We start from the raw sequence: 18,304 nt of genomic DNA on the forward strand, positions 1-18,304 counted from the left end.
TCCCTGGGGAAACGGGGCCAAACGCCCGCTCACAACGCGTCTAGGCTGAGACGGCATCCCTGACCGTCCCGAGGAGGACCCATGCCGAGCAGCGCCCGCGTCGCCGTCGTCACCGGAGCCAGCAGCGGGATCGGCGCCGCCAGCGCGCGCGCCCTCGCGGCGGCGGGCTTCCACGTGGTCCTCGGCGCCCGCCGCATGGACCGCCTCGAGCAGGTGGCCGCCGAGACCGGCGGCACCGCGCTGCCCCTCGACGTCACGGACGACGCGTCCGTCGCAGCGTTCGCCACGGCCGTCGAGGAGAAGCTCGGGCGCTGCGACCTGCTCGTCAACAACGCCGGCGGCGCGCTCGGGACGGAGTCCGTGGCGGACGCCGACCTCGCCGACTGGCAGCGCATGTACGACATCAACGTGCTCGGCACCGTCCGCGTCACCAAGGCGCTGCTGCCGAGCCTGATCGCCAGCGGCGACGGCCAGGTCATCACCATCGGCTCCATCGCGGGCCGCGAGCCCTACAAGGGCGGCGCCGGCTACAACGCCGCGAAGCACGCCGAGGCCGCGCTCACCCGGGTGCTGCGCCTCGAGCTGCTCGGCCAGCCGGTGCGGGTCAGCGAGATCGACCCGGGCATGGTGCACACCGACTTCTCGCTGGTCCGGTTCAAGGGCGACCAGGAGAAGGCCGACGCCGTCTACGCCGGCGTCGAGCCGCTCACGGCCGAGGACGTCGCCGAGACGGTGGCGTGGATCGCCACCCGCCCGGCCCACGTCAACGTCGACCAGGTGCTGCTCATGCCGCGCGACCAGGCGGCGGCGCAGGTGGTCCACCGCCGAGAGGTCTGACGCCTCGGCCGCAGCTCCTCACTCGTCCGATCCGCCGCGGGCGTGCCCGCCGTCGCCGACCACCTTGAGGCCGATGGCGCAGCCGATGATGCCGACGAGGAACAGGGCCTTGAGGAGCGACGCCGTCTCGGCGCCCGTCACCATCGCCCAGGCGACGGTGAGCGCGGCGCCGACGCCGGTCCAGATGGCGTAGGCCGTGCCGATGGGGATGTGCTTCGCGGCGTAGCCCAGGCCGAGCATGCTCAGCGACAGTGCGACGACGAAGACGATCGTGTCGGCCGGCACCGTGAAGCCGCGGCTGGCGTGCAGGGCTGTGGCCCAGACCGCCTCGAGGACGGCGCTGGCCAGCAGCACCACCCAGGCCACGGTCGTCACGTTCTTCCTCGCGTCCACGTTCTCGGCGCTCATGTCAGCTCACCACCTTGAGTCCCACGACCGACCCGACCAGGCCGACCAGCAGCAGCGCCCGCGCGACGGTCAGCCGCTCGTCGCCGCGGACGATGGCGACCAGCACGGTGAGGACCGCGCCGATGCCCACCCACACCGCGTAGGCCGTGCCCACCTCGATGGTGAGCATCGCGTGCGCGAGACCCCACATGCTCAGGGCCAGGCCGACGACGAACAGCACGGTCGGCACCGGTCGCTTGAAGCCGCGCGACGCGGCCAGCGCGGTCGCCCACACGGCCTCCATCACGCCGGCGGCGATGAGGATCAGCCAGTCCACGGCTCTCACTTCCCCTCGTTCGGGATCTGCTGGGAGTTTGTCGCACGATCGTGCGAAGACAGTTCTAGCACACTTCGCACGACTGTGCGAACATGGGCGCGTGCCCCAGAAGCTCGACCGTGACGAACGTCGCCGCCAGGTGTCCGAGGCCGCGTGGCGCGTCCTCGTGCGCGACGGCCTCGAGGCCCTGTCCGTGCGCAACGTGGCCGCGGAGGCCGGCCTGCCGCAGAGCTCGCTGCGCTACACGTTCCCCACCGTGGCCAGCGTGCGCGAGCGCGCCGTGGCGCTCGTCCTGGAACGGCTGCAGGAGCGCGTCGCCGCCGTCGACGTCGACGGCGCGAGCTGGTCGCGGGCGGTGCTCGCCCAGCTCCTGCCGCTGGACGCCGAGCGGCGCACCGAGATGGAGGTGTACCTCGCTCTCGGCACCGCGGCCATGACCGACCCCGCCCTGCGCGACGGCCACCGCGCGTCGCAGGACGCCATCCGCGACGTGTGTGCCCGCGCGCTGGCCGCCCTGACCGGGCGCGCGCCGTCCGGCGTCGAGGTGCGCGAGCTGCACGCGCTCGTCGACGGCCTCGCGCTGCACGTCGTGCGGCAGGACCCCGACGCCGACGCCGGATGGGCGCTGGACGTGCTCGACACGCACCTGGAGCGCGTCGCGGGCTGACGCGCGATGTGCTCAGTCCGTACCGTCGTCGGCCCTGTGCCGGGCGACGAACGGCCCCAGGAGGCCCTCGGTGCCAGCCCAGACCTCGTCGAGGGGCGCGCCGGACTCAAGCATCCTCGAGCCGGCGTTGACCACGGCGTTGACGAGCTCCGCGGTCCGGTCCGGCTGTGCCACGTCCAACGCGCGCAGGGTGTCGACCAGGGGCCGCAGGAGCTCGCGGTGCATCGCCCTCATCCCCTCGGCCACGGCGGGGGCGGGCCCCGCGCCGGCGAGCGCGGTGGCGAGGGCGTGCTCGCCCTCGGCGACGAGCTCGAGGTTGGTCCGCGCGTAGGCGAGCACCCGGCCCGCGTCGTCGTCGGCGTCATCCATGGCCGTCGCGACCGTCGCCGCCCACCGGGGGAAGACGTCCGCCACCATCGCGCGCAGGAGATCATCGGCGGAGCGGAAGTACTGGTAGATGCTCGGCCGGGCGAGGCCGGAGCGCTCGGCGAGCGCCGCGAACGTGGGTGGGCGGCCGGTCTCGGCGAGCAGGGCTCGCGCGGCGTCGAGGAGTGCCCGCTGCTGCGCTGCGCGGTGCTCGGCGACGGTGGGGGCGCTGATGCGCGGCACGGGCACTCCTCCTCGCGGGTGCCCTGGGCCTGCGGCCCGGGGCGTGACGGTCAGTCGACCAGTCTCCCATCCTCCATCCGCACCACCCGGTCGCAGTGCTCCAGCACGTCGTGGTCGTGCGTGACCATCACGGTCGCGACGCCGTGCTCGTGCGTCTCGGCCGCGAGCAGCTCGACGACGTCGTGGCTGCGCGCGCGGTCGAGCGCCGCGGTCGGCTCGTCCACGAGCAGGAGCGCCGGGGTCGTCACCAGCGCACGGGCGATGCCGACGCGCTGGCGCTCGCCTCCGGACAGCTCGTGCGGCCGGCGGCCGGCCTTTTGCGCCATGCCGACCTGTTCCAGGAGCTCGAGCGGCGACCGCGCAGAACCTGCGACCTTGCGCCCCGTGGCGTGCAGAGCGAAGCGCAGCTGGTCGACCGCCGTGAGTGCGGGCAGGAGGTTGCCCGACTGGAACACGAAGCCGATCCGCTCGCGACGCAACCGGGCCTGGCGGGAGACGGGGAAGGCGCCGACGTCCTCGCCGTCCACCAGGACGGTGCCGGAGTCCGGCCGGGTCAGCGCCCCGGCGACGGCGAGCAGGCTCGATTTCCCGGCGCCGGACGGCCCGACGACGGCGAGGAGCTCGCCCGCCGGGACGGTGAGGTCGACGTGGTCCAGCGCCTTCACCGTGCTGTCGCCGTCGCCGAGGGTGAGCGTGACGTCGGCCAGCCGGAGGCCGTCGCCCGCGGCGGAGCGCCGCTCGGTGGTGATGGTGGTGGGGGCGGGCTGGGTCATCGCTGTCCTCCGAGGGCAGTGAGCGGGTCGACGCGGGCGATGCGGCCGACGGCTGCGGCCGCGCCGAGAAGTCCGAGCGCGATCAGCAGCGCGGCGGCGGACGCCACCGGCACGGGCTCGAGCGAGAACGGCATGGGGGTGGACGTCAGGAGCGCGCCGAAACCGACCCCGATGCCCATGCCCACCGCGGTCGAGCCGACGAGGACGACCGCGGCCTGCCCCAGGGCGTCGCGAACCAGGTAGCCGGTGCGGGCGCCCATGGCGCGGGCGACGGCGATCTCGTGCCGGCGCTGGATGGTCCACACCGTGAAGAACGCGCCGACCACGAGGGCCGAGATCGCGTACAGGAACGTCTGGATGAGGTTGAGCGTGAGGGTCTCGGCCGCGTACCCCGGCGAGCCCTCGAACGAGTCCTCGAGGAGCACGGCAGCCGTGCCGGTGCCGGTGCCGGCGGTCGCGAGGTCGATGTCGGCACCGGAGGACTCCTTCAGCGCCACGGCGGTCGCCTCGTCGTAGTCGTCGGGGCGCACGTCGTCGCCGGGCCCGGCGCCGGCGTGGATCTCCTGCCAGGTGGCGAGGGGGACGTACGCGACGTCCACGTGCCCGTAGGTGTGCTGGCCGTCAAGGACGCCGACGATCCTCAGCTCGGTGCCGAGCCGGTCGACCGTGACGGTGTCGCCGACGCCGAGACCGAGGTCGGTCACGGTCTCGCTGACGACGATCCCGTCGCGCTGCCCGAGCCCTGCGCCCTGCGCGACGAGGTTGGGAGGGGGTGCGAGGAAAGAGTCGGGCTCGACGCCGAAGAGGGCCAGGTCGACCGCCTCGCCGTCGGGGCCCTCCGCGTTGACGAGCTGGTTCCCGAACAGTGCGGCGTCGGCCACGCCGTCCTGCTGTGCCCATCGGGCCACCTGGTCCCGCTCTACCGTGCTGCGCGAGAACGCGGAGTCGACGGGGGTGCCCTCGTCGAAGGCGAACGCCGTCACGGGCAGCTTCTTCAGCCCGGAGACGCCGTCGTTCACGAGTCCCGAGGAGAGTCCCGAGAGGATGACGACGAGGATCGCGACGAGGGCGACGACACCTCCCATCAGACCGAACCGTGCTCGCGCGAACAGCAGCTCGCGCCACGCCAGAAACATCGTGCTCCCTTCCGCGCCGACCCGAGTTGTCGACGTCATGTCGGGAACGATAGCAACGCGGTGTCGGGAAACTGTCGAGATGCGGGAGCTCAGGCTGTGGGTTTGGTCACCGGACCTCGCGTCCGTCGCCCACCAGCGCGTCGCCCACCTCCGACCGCAGGTACAGCACGGACCGGCCGGAGCGGGCGGAGGTCAGCAGGCCGGCGTCGCGCAGCACGCGCAGGTGCTGGTTGACGGCGCTGGTCGTGACGTCGAGGCGGCGGGCGAGCTCGGTGGACGACGCCGGCTGCTCCAGGGCCGTGAGGAGCCCGGCCCGCGCGCGGCCCAGGACCGCGACGAGGGCGTCGCCCGCCACGTGTCGCTCGGCCTGCCACAGCGTGCCCGTACCGCGCGCGCCGTACATGATCATGGGCGGCTCCTCCGGCGAGATCGGGGCCGACGCCGCGCGGGTGAACAGGGTGGGCACGAGCGTGAGCCCCGCGCCGGTGGTGGAGCGGCGGAACTCCCCGCTGAGCGTCCCGAGGCGGACGCTCACCACGCCGTCGGCGAACGAGACCCGCGGGGAGAGGTCGGCGAACATCGCGCCCGCGCCCCGCGCCGAGATCACCGTGCCGCGGTGCACGACGTCGGCCTGCAGCACGGCGCGCATCCGCGGCCAGACGGGCGCGAAGCAGGCGTCCCAGTAGCCGGTGAGCGCGTCGAGCATCCGGCGTCGTACGCGGGGGAGCGGGCCGCGCAGCGGGGCGGGCAGGCCGCCCGGGTGCACCGCGGCGAGGTCGTGCACCACCACCGTGTCGTCGACGGCGGCCACGCCGGCGAGCTCGTCGTCGAGCCGGGTGAGCGGGCTGCCCGGGCGCGGCGTGAGGAAGTCCGGCGTCCACATCACCTCGTTGGTCAGCGCGAGCAGCATCTCCCCGTCGAGGGTCGGCCGGGCCTCCTGCACGCGACGCAGCCACGGCAGGTGCACGGGGAAGCGGCCGGGGTCGCGCCACGCGCGCAGCGACAGCACCAGCTCGTTCAGCGGGGAGACGGCGAAGCGGACGTCGGCGAGGTCCATGCCGGCCAGCTCGTAGTGCATCCACCCCATCAGCGGCTCCGTCCCATCGTGTGAGCATAGATGTAGTGCAGCGCTACATCCGTTCCGGGTGCGGACCCACGGGTCCCTACTGGTGCCGTGATCCAGACCCTCCTGCCGCGGGACCCCGTGGCGCGCGCACTCACCGTCTCGACCATGGCCTTCGCCGCGTCGACGGGGATCTTCTACACCGTCTCCGTCCTGTACTTCACGCGCGTGGTCGGGCTGCCCGCGACCACCGTCGGGCTCGGCCTCGGCATCGCCGGCGGCGCGGGCGTGCTCGGGTCCTACCTCGCCGGGCGCTGGTCGGACCGGCGCGGCGCGCACCGCGTGCAGGTGTGGGGCCTGCTCGCGCAGGCGGTGGCGCTGGCGGCGTACTCGTTCACCTCCGACGCGGTGAGCTTCACCGCCGTCGCCGTCGTCGTCAGCGCGGGACGCGGCGTGCAGTCCACCGCCCGGCAGGCTCTGCTGGCCCGGTGGTTCACCGGTCCCGAGCGCGTCGACGTCCGCGCCCGGCTGCGCGTCGTGACCAACGTCCTCATCGGGCTCGGCACGCTGGCCGCCGCCGTCGCCCTGCTGGTGGACACCGCGGCCGCGTACCGCACCGCGATGGTCGCGACGGCGGTGCTGCTGCTCGGCGCCGTCGTGCCGCTGGTCCGCCTGCCGCGCCGGGTGCCCGAGCTGGCCGCGCGGATGCTCGCCGACGCGCCCGTCGCCGACACCCCGGCCGCCGCCGCGGCCGACGACGCCGCGCACCGGGCCGCGCCCGGGGTGCACCCGCTGCGCGACCGCACGTACGTCGCCAGCGTCGTGCTCAACGCCGTCGTGGCCATGCAGTTCGGCGTCATGACCGTGGGCGTGCCGCTGTGGGTCGCGACCACCGACGCGCCGACCGCAATCGTGTCCGCGCTGCTGGTGGTCAACACGGCGCTGGTGGCCCTGCTCCAGGTGCGCGCGTCCCGCGGCACGCACGAGGTGCGGGCGGCCGGCCGGGCCGTGCGCCGCGGCACGCTCCTGCTGGCCGGCGCCTGCGTGCTGTACGCCGCGGCCGGGCACGGCAGCCTCGTCGCCGCGACCGCGCTGCTGCTGCTCGCCGCCGTCGCGCACTCTCTCGGCGAGGTGCTGTCCGAGGCCGGTGGGTGGGGCATGGCGTTCGAGCTCGCCGACCCGCGCCGCGCCGGCGCCTACCAGGGCCTGTCGCAGACCGGCTACGCGCTCGCCGGGATGGTCGCGCCGGTCGTCGTCACCGCGCTGCCCATCCGGTTCGGCACGCCCGGCTGGCTCGCGCTGGGCGCGATCTTCGTCGCCGCCGGCGTCGGCGCGGCGTGGGTCGCGCGGCGGGCGGCGGACGTCCGGCCGGTGGACGACGTCGTCTCCGCCGCCGTCTGACGCTCGGGGCGGCAGCTTGCGCTCACGGCGGCAGCTCGAACTGCCGCGGCGGGCCCGAACTGCCGCCGTGACGCCTCCTCGGACGGCACCCGGCGCGCCCTTCGGCCCGGTTCGTCCGAGAATGCGGGTGTGACGGACGAGGGCACGACGACGCGCGAGTGGTTCGTCGGGACGCACGGCGGCCGTCGGAGACGGCGGATGACGACCACCCGGCGCGCTGGCTGCAGGTCACGGACAAGGCGTCGTTCCTTGCCGCGGCGGAGGAGATCGATCCCGCGCTGCGGGAGCGGCTGGCGCAGGTGCACGTCGTCGCGCGGGACGTGCCGAAGCGGCCGGCGGCCGCCGTGCGCTGGCTCGACGACGACTGGGTGGCGGTGCTGACCCCGACGGTCTGGTTCACGGAGGACGACCGGCAGGTGCACACCGGTGAGCTGGGCGTGCTCGCCGGCCCGGACGCGGTGCTCACGTTCGAGGCGGGCGAGGCCGGGGTGCACGACCACGCGCTGGACCGCTTGCGCGGCCCGGGCCCGGCGCACGGGTCGGGGGCGCAGCGGGTGACGCTCGCCGTCGTGCTGGGCCTGGTGGGCGTGGCGTCGGAGGTGGAGGTGGCGCTCGGGGACGCCGTCGCGGACACCGAGCGCGTCGTCTTCGACCGCACCACGGCGGACCCGGTGCAGCGCCTCTACGACCTCAAGCGGGAGATCACGGAGGCGCGGCGCGCGCTGCTGCCGGTGTCCGCGGAGCTGCCCGAGCTCACCTCCGACGAGCGCCGCGTCGTCGCCGACCGGCGCACGCTGGAGCGGGTGGCGTCGACGGTCGAGCGCATCGACCGGCACCTCGACGCCCACGACGACCTGCTCTCCGACATGCTCCAGGTGCACCTGTCGCAGGTGTCGGTGCGGCAGAACGAGGACATGCGCAAGATCTCGGCGTGGGCGGCGATCCTCGTGTACCCCACGGTGATCGCGGGGATCTACGGCATGAACTTCAGCCACATGCCCGAGCTGCACTGGCTGCTCGGCTACCCGTTCGCGCTGCTCCTCATGGCGGTCGGCTGCGTGGTGCTCTACCGCGTCTTCCGCCGGGTGGGCTGGCTCTGACCCCGGAGCGACGCTCCGCTACCCTGGCGCCCTCGAAGCGCCCGACGGAGGGACGGTCCCGTGCAGCTGCTCGTGGTCGAGGACGACGACCATGTCGCCGGCGCGCTCGTTTCCGTGCTCGGACGGCACGGCCACGAGGTGGTCCGCGCGCGCGACGGCGCGTCTGCGCTGCGGGAGCTGAGCCCCCGCACCGACATGGTGCTGCTCGACCTGTCCCTGCCCGACATCGACGGGTTCGAGGTCTGCCGCCGCATCCGCCGCGTCTCGGACACCCCGATCATCATGGTCACCGCGCGCACCCGCCTCGACGCGCGCATCCGCGGCCTCGAGCTCGGCGCCGACGACTACGTGACCAAGCCGTACGACGTCCGCGAGGTGCTCGCGCGCATCGACGCCGTCATGCGCCGCGGCCGCGGCCGCGAGTGGGACGGTGCCCGCGCGGAGGCATCCGACGCGCGCGTCCGCGTCCGCGGGCTGGTGGTGGATCTCGCGCGGCGCGAGGTGCGTCGCACCGGCGACCTGGTGGGCAGCACGGTGGGCACCGTCGTCGAGCTGACCCGCAAGGAGTACGACCTGCTCGCGCTGCTGGTGCGCCAGCAGGGCTCGGTGCTCACGCGCGAGCGGATCCTGCGCGACGTGTGGGGCTCCAGCTGGAAGGGCCTGGGCCGCACGCTCGAGGTGCACGTCGCGTCGCTGCGCCGCAAGCTCGGCGTGCCCGACGTCGTGGAGACGGTGCGCGGCGTGGGCTACCGGGTGGCGGCGCCCGACGGCGGCGGGCCCACGGTCGCGGGGGCGTAGACGTCGATGCGGACCCGCCTGGCGATCATCCTGTTCGTGCCCTGCGTGCTGGTGCTGGCGCTGCTCGGCACCGCGTACGCGGGCAACGTCGCGCGGGCGAACCAGCAGGGGGTCTACCTGGACCGGCTCGCGGACGCGGGCTACCTGGTCATCACCGCCCGGCAGTCGCTGGCCGCGGACGACCCGGCGATCGTCGAGGGCGACCTCGACCGCTACCGCGAGGTGTACGGGGTCGCTGCCGCCGTCGTCGACCAGTCGGGCGTCACGTGGGCCACGAACGGGCTCGACCCGCAGGAGGTGGACGAGCGGCAGGCGGCGCTCGCGGGCCGCCGCGGGGAGGCGGACCTCAGCTCGCTGCCGTGGAAGGCCGACCGGGTGGTGGTGGCCGAGCCCGTGTACGACGGCGGCGACCTGGTGGGCGCCGTCGTCACCGTGTCCGACGCGGACGAGGTCTCCCGCAGCATCTGGTCGAGCTGGGGCATCCTCGTCGCCGCGGGGCTGGCCATGTGCGTGCTGGCCGTCGTCATCGCGCACCGCACCGCGGGCTGGGTGCTGCGGCCGGTGCGCGCCGTCGACACCGCGATGGGCGAGATCGGCCGCGGGCGGCTCGACGCCCGCATCCCGCCGTCCACGGGCCCGCCCGAGCTGCGCGAGGTCATCACCCGGTTCAACGCGATGGCCGGCCAGGTGGAGCACTCCATGCACCGGCAGCAGGAGTTCGTCTCGAACGCGTCGCACGAGCTGCGCAACCCGCTCAACGCGCTCATGCTCCGCGTCGAGGACCTCGCCCTGTCGACGCCGCCCGAGCACGCCACGGAGGTGGCGCACGTGCGCGCGGAGGCGGTCCGCATGGCGCACATCCTCGACGCCCTGCTGCTCCTGGCCGACGACGCGAACCTGGCCGCGGGCGCGCACCCGCTGGACGTCGCCGGGCTCGTCGCGCGGCGCGTGGAGAGCTGGCGGCTGGTCGCGGTCGGGCGCGAGCTGACGTTCGCCGACCCGGGCGACGGCGCGTGGGCCGAGCTGAACCCGATCGTGCTCGAGTGCGCGTTCGACGCCGTCCTGGACAACGCGGTGAAGTTCTCGCCCGACGGCGGCCGCGTCGACGTCTCGGTGACGGCCCCCGCCGTCCCGGGCGGCGCCGTCGAGGTGGTGGTGCGCGACCACGGCGCGGGCGTCCCGCCCGAGGAGCTGGACCGCCTCGCGGAGCGGTTCTGGCGCTCGCCGGGCCACAGCACCGTGCGCGGCTCCGGGCTGGGCCTCGCCATCGCGTCGGAGCTGCTCGCCACGGGCGGCGGCGGGCTGCGCCTGGGCTTGCCGGACGGCGGCGGCCTCGAGGTGCGGCTGCGCGTGCCCGCGCTGGCGACGGTCGACGGCGCGCCCCTCGACCCCGCGGCGGAGGTGACGCCGTGAGGGCCGGGTCGACCGCGGGCCGGTCGCGGGCGGCTCGCCTCGCGACGCTGCTGGTCACGGCGCTGGTGGCGCTGCCGTTGCTCACCGCGTGCGTGGGCGACGACGGCGCCGGCGACCCGTGGGACGGGCAGCGCCCCGACGCGCTCACCGTGGCGACCGGCGGCTCCACCGGCATCTACCACGCGTACGGGACGGCGCTGGCGCAGGTGCTCGAGGACCGCTACGACGTGCCGGTCGTGGTCGACGAGTCCGGGGGGTCGGTGGAGAACCTCGACAGCCTCGACGCCGGCACGGCGCAGGTGGCGTTCAGCGCCGCCGACGCCGCGCGGGACGCCGTCGCGGGCGAGGGGGAGTTCGACGAGCCGCTCGAGGTGCGCGCCCTGGCCCGCGTCTACGACGACTTCCTCCACCTCGTCGTGCCGGCGGGCTCCCGGGTCCGCACCATCGACGACCTGCGGGGCAGGCGCGTCTCGCTCGGCGCGCCGCAGTCCGGCACGGCCCTCATCGCCCACCGGCTGCTCATGGCGGCCGACGTGCCCGCCGAGGACCTCACCGACGTGAGCCTCGGCCTCGACGGCTCGATCGAGGCGCTGCGCGCGGGCGAGATCGACGCGTTCTTCTGGTCCGGCGGGCTGCGCACCCCGGGCCTGACGGCGCTCGCCGACGACGTCCCGGTGCGCCTCGTGCCCCTGGGCGACCTGGTCGAGGACGTGCGTTCCCGGTACGGCAGCGGCTACCGGCACGGCATCGTGCCCGAGGGCATGTACGGGTCGTCGCGGGCGGTCGAGACGCTCGCGGTGCCGAACTTCCTCATGGTGCGCGCCGACATGCCGGACGCCGAGGCTCGCACCCTGGTGTCCACCCTGTTCGACGCGAGGGGTCAGATCGCGGAGCAGGTGCCGTCGGCGGCGAACCTCGACCGGGTGCGGGCGATCTTCACCGACCCGGTCGAGCTGCACCCCGGCGCGCTGCGGTACTACCGCGTCACGAAGGACTGACGGTCCCGCGGCGGCGCTACCAGGCCGCGGCGGCCGGCACGGCGGAGACGAGCCGCAGGCGGTGTCCCACGCCGCCGCGCCACGGTGCGGACGGCGCCAGGGTCGTCGGGTACCCGGTGGGGTTGCGCTGGTGCCAGCGCCACAGGTCGAGGCAGATGTCCTCGATGCCGCGGGTGGCGCTCCAGCCGAGCTCGGCCTCGGCGCGGGCGGGGTCGGCGTACGACACGGCGACGTCGCCCTCCCGGCGGGCGGCGACGCGGTACGGCACGGTGCGGCCGGTCGCGGTCTCGAACGCGCGGACCAGCTCGAGGACGCTGGTGGGGCGGCCGCTGCCGAGGTTCCAGGTGGACAGCTGCTCCTCGGCGTCGCCGAGGGCCGCCAGGGCCGCGACGTGCCCGGCCGCCAGGTCGTCCACGTGCACGTAGTCGCGCATGGCCGTGCCGTCGGGGGTCGGGTGGTCGACCCCGTGCACCTCGAGGCCGTCGCGCAGCCCGGCGGCAGCCTCCGCGACGGCGGTGAGCAGGCCCGCGGACGCCCCCGTCCGGTCGGGCCCGAGGGATCCCGAGGGGTGCGCGCCCGCCGCCGAGAAGTGCCGCACGACGCCCACCCGCAGGGCGGGGCCGGCGTCGGCGGCGACGTCGCGCAGGATCTGCTCGTTCATCGCGTGGCTGCGGCCCACCGGGCCGGTGGGGGCGAGCGGCGCGTCCTCGGCGTGCGGCAGGTCGCGACCCTCGCCGTACACGGCCGCCGACGACGACACGACGAGGCGGTCGACGCCGTACCAGGCCATGCAGCGCAGCAGCGTGAAGGTGGTGCCGAGGTTGGTCTCGTAGCTGTCCAGCGGGCGGACGCCGCGGGCGCTGGGGCTCTTGATGCCCGCGAGGTGCAGCACGGCGTCGAAGCCCTCGGTGTCGAAGAGCCGCTCGAGGGCGTCGATGTCCGCCCCGTCGAAGACGTGCACCGGCACGGGCCGGCCCGCCAGGACCTCCACCCGCTCCAGCGCCGCCGGGGCGCCACGGGAGAAGTCGTCCACCACGACGACGTCGTGCCCGGCCTCGAGCAGCCGGAGCACCGTGTGCGACCCGACGTACCCGGCGCCTCCGGTGACCAGGACGCGCATGGGGGTTCCTCGCTTCACAGCTCGCGGCGGTTGATGTCGCGTCGTCATCTTGGTGGCCGGGACCGGGCGCCCGCAGGCGATTTGAGGAAGGTCAGAGGGTGCGAACCGTCGCTCGACCGTCAGAGGACCGGCACCTGCGCGAGCTCCTGCGTGCACCGGGTGAGCGCCACGTAGAGCCCGTTCCAGCCCCGCGGCTCGGCCGCGATGCCGTCCGGGTCGACCACGACGGCGGCGTCCCACTCGAGGCCCTTGGCGCCCGTCGCGGAGAGTGCGGGCACGCCGTCCGGCAGCACCTCGCGGAGCGCGGCCAGCCGGGAGGCCGGGGCGACGACGCCGACCGTGCCGCCCTCGTAGCGGCCGGTCATCCCGGCGACGGCGTCGACGACGACGCCCGGCCACGTGCGCTCGTCGGCGTCGGCCCACCAGGGCGCGACCGGCGCGGACCGGACGGCGCGGGGCGGGGCGTTGCGGCTGCCGGCCCGCCGCAGCACGGGGACGGTGAGCTCCATGACCTCGCGCGGCGTGCGGTAGCAGATGGTGAGGTCGGCCCGCCGCCACCGGTCGCCGAGGGCGTCGCCCACGGCCTCGCCCCAGTCGGTCTGGCGGTGCGCGGACGACGCCTGGTCGATGTCGCCGACGGCGGTGACCGACCGGGTGGGGCAGCGGCGCACCACCATGTGCCACTGCATGCCGGACAGCTCCTGCGCCTCGTCCACCACCACGTGCCCGTACGTCCAGTCCCGGCGGGCGGCGGCCCGCGCGGCGACGAAGACGTCGTGGTCGTCGCCGTCGGACCCGTCGTCGAGCGCGGCGCCGGCAGCCTCGCGAGGGTCGCCGAGCAGGTCGGCGAGGGCGTCGAGGAGCGGGACGTCGCTGCTCGCCCAGCCGTCCGCGCCACCCGCAGGTTCGGCGACGACGCGCGCGACCTCCGCGGCCGTGAGGTCGGGGGCGTGCACGGCCAGGAGCTCCCGGTCGTGCAGCAGGCGGGCGAGCTCGGCGGCCGGGTCGCGCCGCGGCCACCACGCCTCGAGCGTCGCGGCGACGCCGCGGTCGGCGGCGACCCGCGCGTGCAGCGCCTCGAGGTCGGACTCGGACAGCACGCCGTCGACGTCGGAGCCCGTCGCGCCGGTGTGCACGGCCCGGTCGTCGGCGGCGGCCAGCCGGGCGTCGAGCTGGCCCAGCACGTCCTCGAAGCCCTCCTCGGCGCGGGCGAGCAGCTCGGCCTGGCGGTCCGCGACGGCGTCGACCAGGAGGTCGTGCACGCGCTCGGTCACCCGGTCGCGGGCCCGGTGGTAGGAGCCGGCGCCCACCGCGCCGCGGCGCGCGGCAGCCACCTGGGCCGCGGGCAGCACGTACTCCTCGCCGTCGAGCGCGAGGGCGAGCGGGCCGTCGTCCGGCTCGAGCGACGCGACGAACCGGCGCAGGGTCGGCAGCCACGACGACCGGCCCTTGAGCTCCGCGACGTCGCGCCCCTCGGTGCGCGCGGGCCGCACGCCCGGCACGAGCGTGTCGCAGGTGGCGGAGACGACCGCCGTCTCCCCGAGCGCCGGCAGCACCTGGGCGATGTAGTCGAGGAAGCGTGTCGACGGGCCCAGCACGAGCACGCCGCGCTCCGCCAGGTGCGGCTGCGCGAAGAGGAGGTAGGCGACGCGGTGCAGCGCGACGACCGTCTTGCCGGTCCCCGGGCCGCCCTGCACCACCAGCGGGGTGCGGGCGTCCGCGCGCACGACGTCGTCCTGCTCCCGCTGCAGGGTGGCGACGGCGGTGCCCATCCGGCCGGTGCGCCGCTCGTCCAGCGCGGCGAGCAGCGCCCCCTCGCCGACGAGGCCCGAGTCGTCGAGCCCGCCGTCGAGCGGCTCGTCGTCGACGCCGACGACCTCCGGCCCGCGGGTGCGCACGTGCCGCCGGCGGCGCACGCCCTGCGCGTCGACCGGTGTCGCCGTGTAGAACGGGCGGGCGACGGCGGCGCGCCAGTCCACGACCAACGGCTCGTCGTCCTCGGTGGCGCCGGGCAGCCCGACGCGGCCGAGCCGGCGCACCGAACCGTCGTCGCCGTCGAGCCGGCCGAAGACCAGGCCGTGGTCCGCCGCCCGCAGCTCCGCGCGCCGGCTCCGCAGCCGCGCGATCCGCGCGCGGGCCGCGGCGTCCTCGGGGCGCGCTGTGGCGAGGGTGCGCTCCAGGTCGTCGAGCACCGCGGCGCGTCGTGACCACGCGGCGTCGAGGGCGGCCTGCTCCTCGTCGATCGCGCCGGCGACGACCGCGCTGGTGACGACGTCGTCGGCGGTGCCGGAGGTCGTGTCGGAGGAGGTGGCGGCGGTGTGCGGGGTGGCGGGCTGGGGCACGAGACCTCTTTCGTACGGCGTACGGGGCCCTGCCCCAACGCGCCGCCCGTCGCGATTGTTCCCGGCCCGCCCGCCCACTCATGCCTGTTCGGCGACGCCGCGGGGTGGCGGCGTCAGTCGACGTACGGCCAGCCGGCGTCGTCGTAGCCGAGCAGGTTGATGCCGAGGAACGACGCGCCCGAGCCGGCGTAGTAGTGGTACATCAGCACGTCGGCGTCGACGTCGGAGAACACGGTCTGACGCCCCGGGCCGTGGATCGACCCGTGCCCGGCGAGCACCTGCGTGCCGCCGCCCTGGGTCAGGGGGACGCCGAGGCGGTCGACGTACGGGCCGGTGACCGACGTCGAGCGCCCGACCATGACGCGGTAGGTGGAGTCGGCGCCCTGGCAGCACGCGTCGAACGACACGTAGAGGTAGTAGTAGTCCCCGCGGCGGTGGATCGTGGGTGCCTCGATCGCGCCGCCCCCACGACCGGCGACCGAGTGGAACGCGGTGCCCGAGCGCAGGCCCGACTGCGGGTCGAGGCGGATCATCTTGATGCCCGACCAGAACGAGCCGAAGCTCAGCCACCACCGGCCGTCGGCGTCGACGACGAGTGCGGTCGATGGCGTTGAAGTCGTCGGAGGTGCTCGACTCCACGACCGTGCCGCGGTGCGTCCAGGTGCCCGGGTCGCCGGTCGGGCTGGTGGCCAGGAAGATCGCGGACCGGTTCACGCCGAACGACGACGCCGAGTACCAGAGGTAGTACCGGCCGTTCGCGTACGCGATCTCCGGCGCCCACAGGTGGGTGCTGCCGCCGGTGTACGTGTCGGCCCAGGGCGCGCCGTCCGGGAACGCGGCGCCGACCTCGGTCCAGCGCGTGCGGTCGGTGGACCAGGGTCGCGGAATACCGGCGTGGGGTATATGGTTGCCGGCAGCGGGGATACCCCAGGGGGGTATAAACCGAGATCGCGAACCCGTCCGTCCGAGGTAAGGATCGAGCTGTGGACCACTCCTCTCACGACCAGCACACGGGGCACCGGCGCCCCGACGCCGCGCGCGTCCTGGAGAACGACCACCACGCGCGCGAGGGTCACGACGCGCACGCCGGTCATGACGCGCACGCCGGTCACGACATGCACGCCGGTCACGACATGCACGCGGGCCATGACATGTCGGGCCATGACATGCCGGGTCACGGCGGCCACAGCGGTCACGGCGACCACGTCGGTCAGTTCCGCCGCCTGTTCTGGATCATGCTGGCGCTGGCGGTGCCGACCGTCGCGCTGTCGCCGATGTTCGCGATGGTGCTCGGTTACGAGCTCCCCGACGCAGCGTGGGTCGACTGGGTCTCGCCGGTCCTCGGCACGGTGATCTACGTGTGGGGCGGCCGGCCGTTCCTCACGGGGGCGGTGTCGGAGCTCAAGGCCCGCAAGCCCGGGATGATGCTGCTCATCGGCCTGGCGATCACGGTCGCGTTCGTCGCGTCGCTGGGCGCCAGCCTCGGCGTGCTCGACCACCAGCTCGACTTCTGGTGGGAGCTCGCGCTGCTGGTCGTCATCATGCTGCTGGGCCACTGGATCGAGATGCGGTCCCTGGCGCAGACCACCTCCGCGCTCGACTCGCTGGCGGCGCTGCTGCCGGACGAGGCGGAGCGCGTGGAGGGCGAGCAGGTCGTCACGGTCCCGCCGGCGTCCCTGCGCGTGGGCGACGTCGTCCTCGTCCGGCCCGGCGGCAGCGTCCCCGCCGACGGCCGTGTGGTCGACGGCCGCGCGGAGATGGACGAGTCGATGGTCACCGGCGAGTCGCGCACGGTGGGCCGCACGGTGGGCGACGCCGTCACCGCCGGCACGGTCGCGACCGACTCCGGCCTGCGCGTCGAGGTCACCGCGACCGGCGACGACACCGCGCTCGCCGGCATCCAGCGCCTGGTCGCCGAGGCGCAGGCCTCGTCGTCGCGGGCCCAGCGGCTCGCCGACCGCGCGGCGGGGTGGCTCTTCTGGTTCGCGCTCGGCGCCGCCGTCGTCACCGCGATCGCCTGGACGGCGTCCGGGCTGCCGGACGACGCCGTGATCCGCACCATCACGGTGCTGGTCATCGCCTGCCCCCACGCGCTGGGCCTGGCCATCCCGCTGGTCGTCTCCATCGCCACCGAGCGAGCCGCCCGCGGCGGCGTCCTCATCAAGGACCGCCTGGCGCTCGAGAGCATGCGCACCGTGGACGCCGTCCTCTTCGACAAGACCGGCACCCTCACCAAGGGCGAGCCGACGGTCGCGGAGGTCGCGACGGTGGCGGGGACGAGCTCGGGCCCGGACGAGGACGCGGTGCTGGCGCTGGCGGCCGCCGCCGAGGCGGACAGCGAGCACCCGTTGGCCCGGGCGATCGTCCGGGCGGCGGAGGCCCGCGGCCTCGACGTCCCGCGCGCGACGGACTTCTCGTCGTCGCCCGCCGTCGGCGTCGTCGCGACGGTCGACGGGCACGAGGTGCGCGTGGGCGGCCCCCGCCTGCTCGAGGAGCAGCGGGTCGACGAGGTGGCAGAGGCCGAGGCATGGCGGGGCGACGGCGCGATCATCCTGCACGTGCTGCGTGACGGCGCCGTCGTCGGCGGGCTGAAGCTCGCGGACGAGGTGCGGCCGGAGTCCGCCGAGGCGGTCGAGGCGCTGCACCGGCGGGGCGTGCAGGTCGTGATGATCACGGGCGACGCCGAGGCGGTGGCGCGGTCCGTGGCCGACGAGCTCGGCGTCGACCGGTTCTTCGCGGGCGTGCGCCCGGAGGACAAGTCGGCGCGCGTGGCGGGGTTGCAGGCCGAGGGCCACAGGGTCGCGATGGTCGGCGACGGCGTCAACGACGCCCCGGCGCTCGCGCAGGCGGACGTCGGCATCGCGATCGGCGCCGGCACGGACGTCGCGATCGCGTCGGCGGGCGTGATCCTCGCCAGCGACGACCCCCGGTCGGTGCTGTCCGTGATCGAGCTCTCGCGGGCCGGCTACCGCAAGATGACGCAGAACCTCTGGTGGGCGGCGGGCTACAACCTGCTGTCCGTGCCGCTGGCGGCGGGCGTGCTCGCCCCGGTCGGGTTCGTGCTCCCGATGTCCGTCGGCGCACTGCTGATGTCGCTGTCCACCGTGGTGGTGGCGCTCAACGCCCAGCTGCTGCGGCGGCTGGACCTGCGGCCCGACGTCGTGTCCCGCGACGTCCTCGGACGCTGACGGCGGGGCCCTGACATCGGTCCTCCGGTGCGAGATCGGTCGGACCCCCCGACCACCTCCCCACCGAAGAACAAGAGTCTCTCCGCCCACCTCCAAACGCGAGGAATCCTCCGACACCCCTCTTCCCCAAGGTGT

At 75.0% G+C, this 18,304-nt stretch carries 16 protein-coding genes and 2 pseudogenes; 8 read left to right on the plus strand and 10 right to left on the minus strand.

Features of this window, described 5'->3' with window-relative positions:
* Positions 1-81: 81 nt before the first annotated feature.
* Entirely contained in the window at positions 82-837 is a 756-nt protein-coding gene (locus ACFCZN_RS00005) for an SDR family NAD(P)-dependent oxidoreductase (protein ID WP_429763006.1), read from the plus strand.
* Between the two features lie 18 nt (positions 838-855).
* On the opposite strand, the gene ACFCZN_RS00010 is transcribed toward ACFCZN_RS00005, so the two are convergent.
* Both ACFCZN_RS00010 and ACFCZN_RS00015 read right to left on the minus strand, forming a co-directional pair.
* The gene (locus ACFCZN_RS00010; protein ID WP_429763007.1) at positions 856-1,245 is read right to left on the minus strand and encodes a DMT family transporter; all 390 of its coding nucleotides are present in this window, start codon (positions 1,243-1,245) and stop codon (positions 856-858) included.
* A 1-nt stretch (position 1,246) separates the two neighbouring features.
* The gene (locus ACFCZN_RS00015) at positions 1,247-1,561 is read right to left on the minus strand and encodes a DMT family transporter (RefSeq protein WP_429763214.1); all 315 of its coding nucleotides are present in this window, start codon (positions 1,559-1,561) and stop codon (positions 1,247-1,249) included.
* Positions 1,562-1,661: 100 nt separating this feature from the next.
* On the opposite strand from ACFCZN_RS00015, the gene ACFCZN_RS00020 reads away from it, so the two are divergent.
* Complete coding sequence (locus ACFCZN_RS00020) at positions 1,662-2,228, plus strand: TetR/AcrR family transcriptional regulator (protein WP_429763008.1); 567 nt, start codon at positions 1,662-1,664, stop codon at positions 2,226-2,228.
* A gap of 12 nt (positions 2,229-2,240) precedes the next feature.
* On the opposite strand, the gene ACFCZN_RS00025 is transcribed toward ACFCZN_RS00020, so the two are convergent.
* The 4 genes from ACFCZN_RS00025 to ACFCZN_RS00040 form a co-directional block, all read right to left on the minus strand.
* Positions 2,241-2,837 carry a TetR/AcrR family transcriptional regulator gene (locus tag ACFCZN_RS00025; protein WP_429763009.1) on the minus strand — a complete coding sequence of 199 codons (597 nt, stop codon included), beginning with the start codon at positions 2,835-2,837 and terminating at the stop codon, positions 2,241-2,243.
* Between the two features lie 50 nt (positions 2,838-2,887).
* A complete protein-coding gene (locus ACFCZN_RS00030) occupies positions 2,888-3,610 on the minus strand; it encodes an ABC transporter ATP-binding protein (protein WP_429763011.1) in 723 nt (240 codons plus the stop codon).
* A complete protein-coding gene (locus ACFCZN_RS00035; RefSeq protein ID WP_430555408.1) occupies positions 3,607-4,785 on the minus strand; it encodes an ABC transporter permease in 1,179 nt (392 codons plus the stop codon). Before ACFCZN_RS00035 ends, ACFCZN_RS00030 begins: the two co-directional genes overlap by 4 nt.
* A gap of 67 nt (positions 4,786-4,852) precedes the next feature.
* Positions 4,853-5,833 (minus strand): DUF5937 family protein, encoded by a 981-nt coding sequence (locus ACFCZN_RS00040; protein WP_429763013.1) that lies wholly within the window; start codon positions 5,831-5,833, stop codon positions 4,853-4,855.
* Between the two features lie 87 nt (positions 5,834-5,920).
* On the opposite strand from ACFCZN_RS00040, the gene ACFCZN_RS00045 reads away from it, so the two are divergent.
* The 5 genes from ACFCZN_RS00045 to ACFCZN_RS00065 all read left to right on the plus strand — a co-directional run bounded on the left by ACFCZN_RS00045 (position 5,921) and on the right by ACFCZN_RS00065 (position 11,519).
* Positions 5,921-7,210, plus strand: a complete 1,290-nt coding sequence (locus tag ACFCZN_RS00045; RefSeq protein ID WP_430555409.1) for an MFS transporter — start codon at positions 5,921-5,923, stop codon at positions 7,208-7,210.
* Between the two features lie 158 nt (positions 7,211-7,368).
* Positions 7,369-8,310: a CorA family divalent cation transporter gene (locus tag ACFCZN_RS00050; RefSeq protein ID WP_430555410.1), complete on the plus strand. Its 942-nt coding sequence runs from the start codon at positions 7,369-7,371 to the stop codon at positions 8,308-8,310.
* A 60-nt stretch (positions 8,311-8,370) separates the two neighbouring features.
* Positions 8,371-9,108, plus strand: coding sequence for a response regulator transcription factor (locus tag ACFCZN_RS00055; RefSeq protein ID WP_429763016.1), 738 nt, complete (start codon positions 8,371-8,373; stop codon positions 9,106-9,108).
* Positions 9,109-9,114: 6 nt separating this feature from the next.
* Positions 9,115-10,521 (plus strand): ATP-binding protein, encoded by a 1,407-nt coding sequence (locus ACFCZN_RS00060; protein ID WP_429763017.1) that lies wholly within the window; start codon positions 9,115-9,117, stop codon positions 10,519-10,521.
* Positions 10,518-11,519 (plus strand): TAXI family TRAP transporter solute-binding subunit, encoded by a 1,002-nt coding sequence (locus ACFCZN_RS00065; protein WP_429763018.1) that lies wholly within the window; start codon positions 10,518-10,520, stop codon positions 11,517-11,519. The genes ACFCZN_RS00060 and ACFCZN_RS00065 overlap by 4 nt, the downstream gene beginning before the upstream one ends.
* Before the next feature lie 16 nt (positions 11,520-11,535).
* Here ACFCZN_RS00065 and galE read toward each other — a convergent pair whose 3' ends face one another.
* From galE to ACFCZN_RS00085, 4 genes and pseudogenes are all read right to left on the minus strand, one after another.
* Positions 11,536-12,639, minus strand: a complete 1,104-nt coding sequence (gene galE, locus ACFCZN_RS00070) for a UDP-glucose 4-epimerase GalE (RefSeq protein ID WP_430555411.1) — start codon at positions 12,637-12,639, stop codon at positions 11,536-11,538.
* A gap of 119 nt (positions 12,640-12,758) precedes the next feature.
* On the minus strand, positions 12,759-14,981 hold the full coding sequence (locus tag ACFCZN_RS00075) for a HelD family protein (protein WP_429763020.1): 2,223 nt from the start codon (positions 14,979-14,981) through the stop codon (positions 12,759-12,761).
* Between the two features lie 113 nt (positions 14,982-15,094).
* A pseudogene (locus ACFCZN_RS00080) lies at positions 15,095-15,565 on the minus strand (arabinan endo-1,5-alpha-L-arabinosidase); the annotation flags it as partial.
* An 82-nt stretch (positions 15,566-15,647) separates the two neighbouring features.
* Positions 15,648-15,920, minus strand: a pseudogene (locus ACFCZN_RS00085) (family 43 glycosylhydrolase); the annotation flags it as partial.
* Between the two features lie 176 nt (positions 15,921-16,096).
* Between ACFCZN_RS00085 and ACFCZN_RS00090 the strand changes: the two are divergent.
* Entirely contained in the window at positions 16,097-18,169 is a 2,073-nt protein-coding gene (locus ACFCZN_RS00090; protein ID WP_430555684.1) for a heavy metal translocating P-type ATPase, read from the plus strand.
* The last annotated feature ends 135 nt before the right edge of the window (positions 18,170-18,304 follow it).

It is taken from the genome of Isoptericola sp. NPDC056134 (assembly GCF_042264825.1).
In the GTDB taxonomy this organism is placed as follows: domain Bacteria; phylum Actinomycetota; class Actinomycetes; order Actinomycetales; family Cellulomonadaceae; genus Isoptericola; species Isoptericola nanjingensis.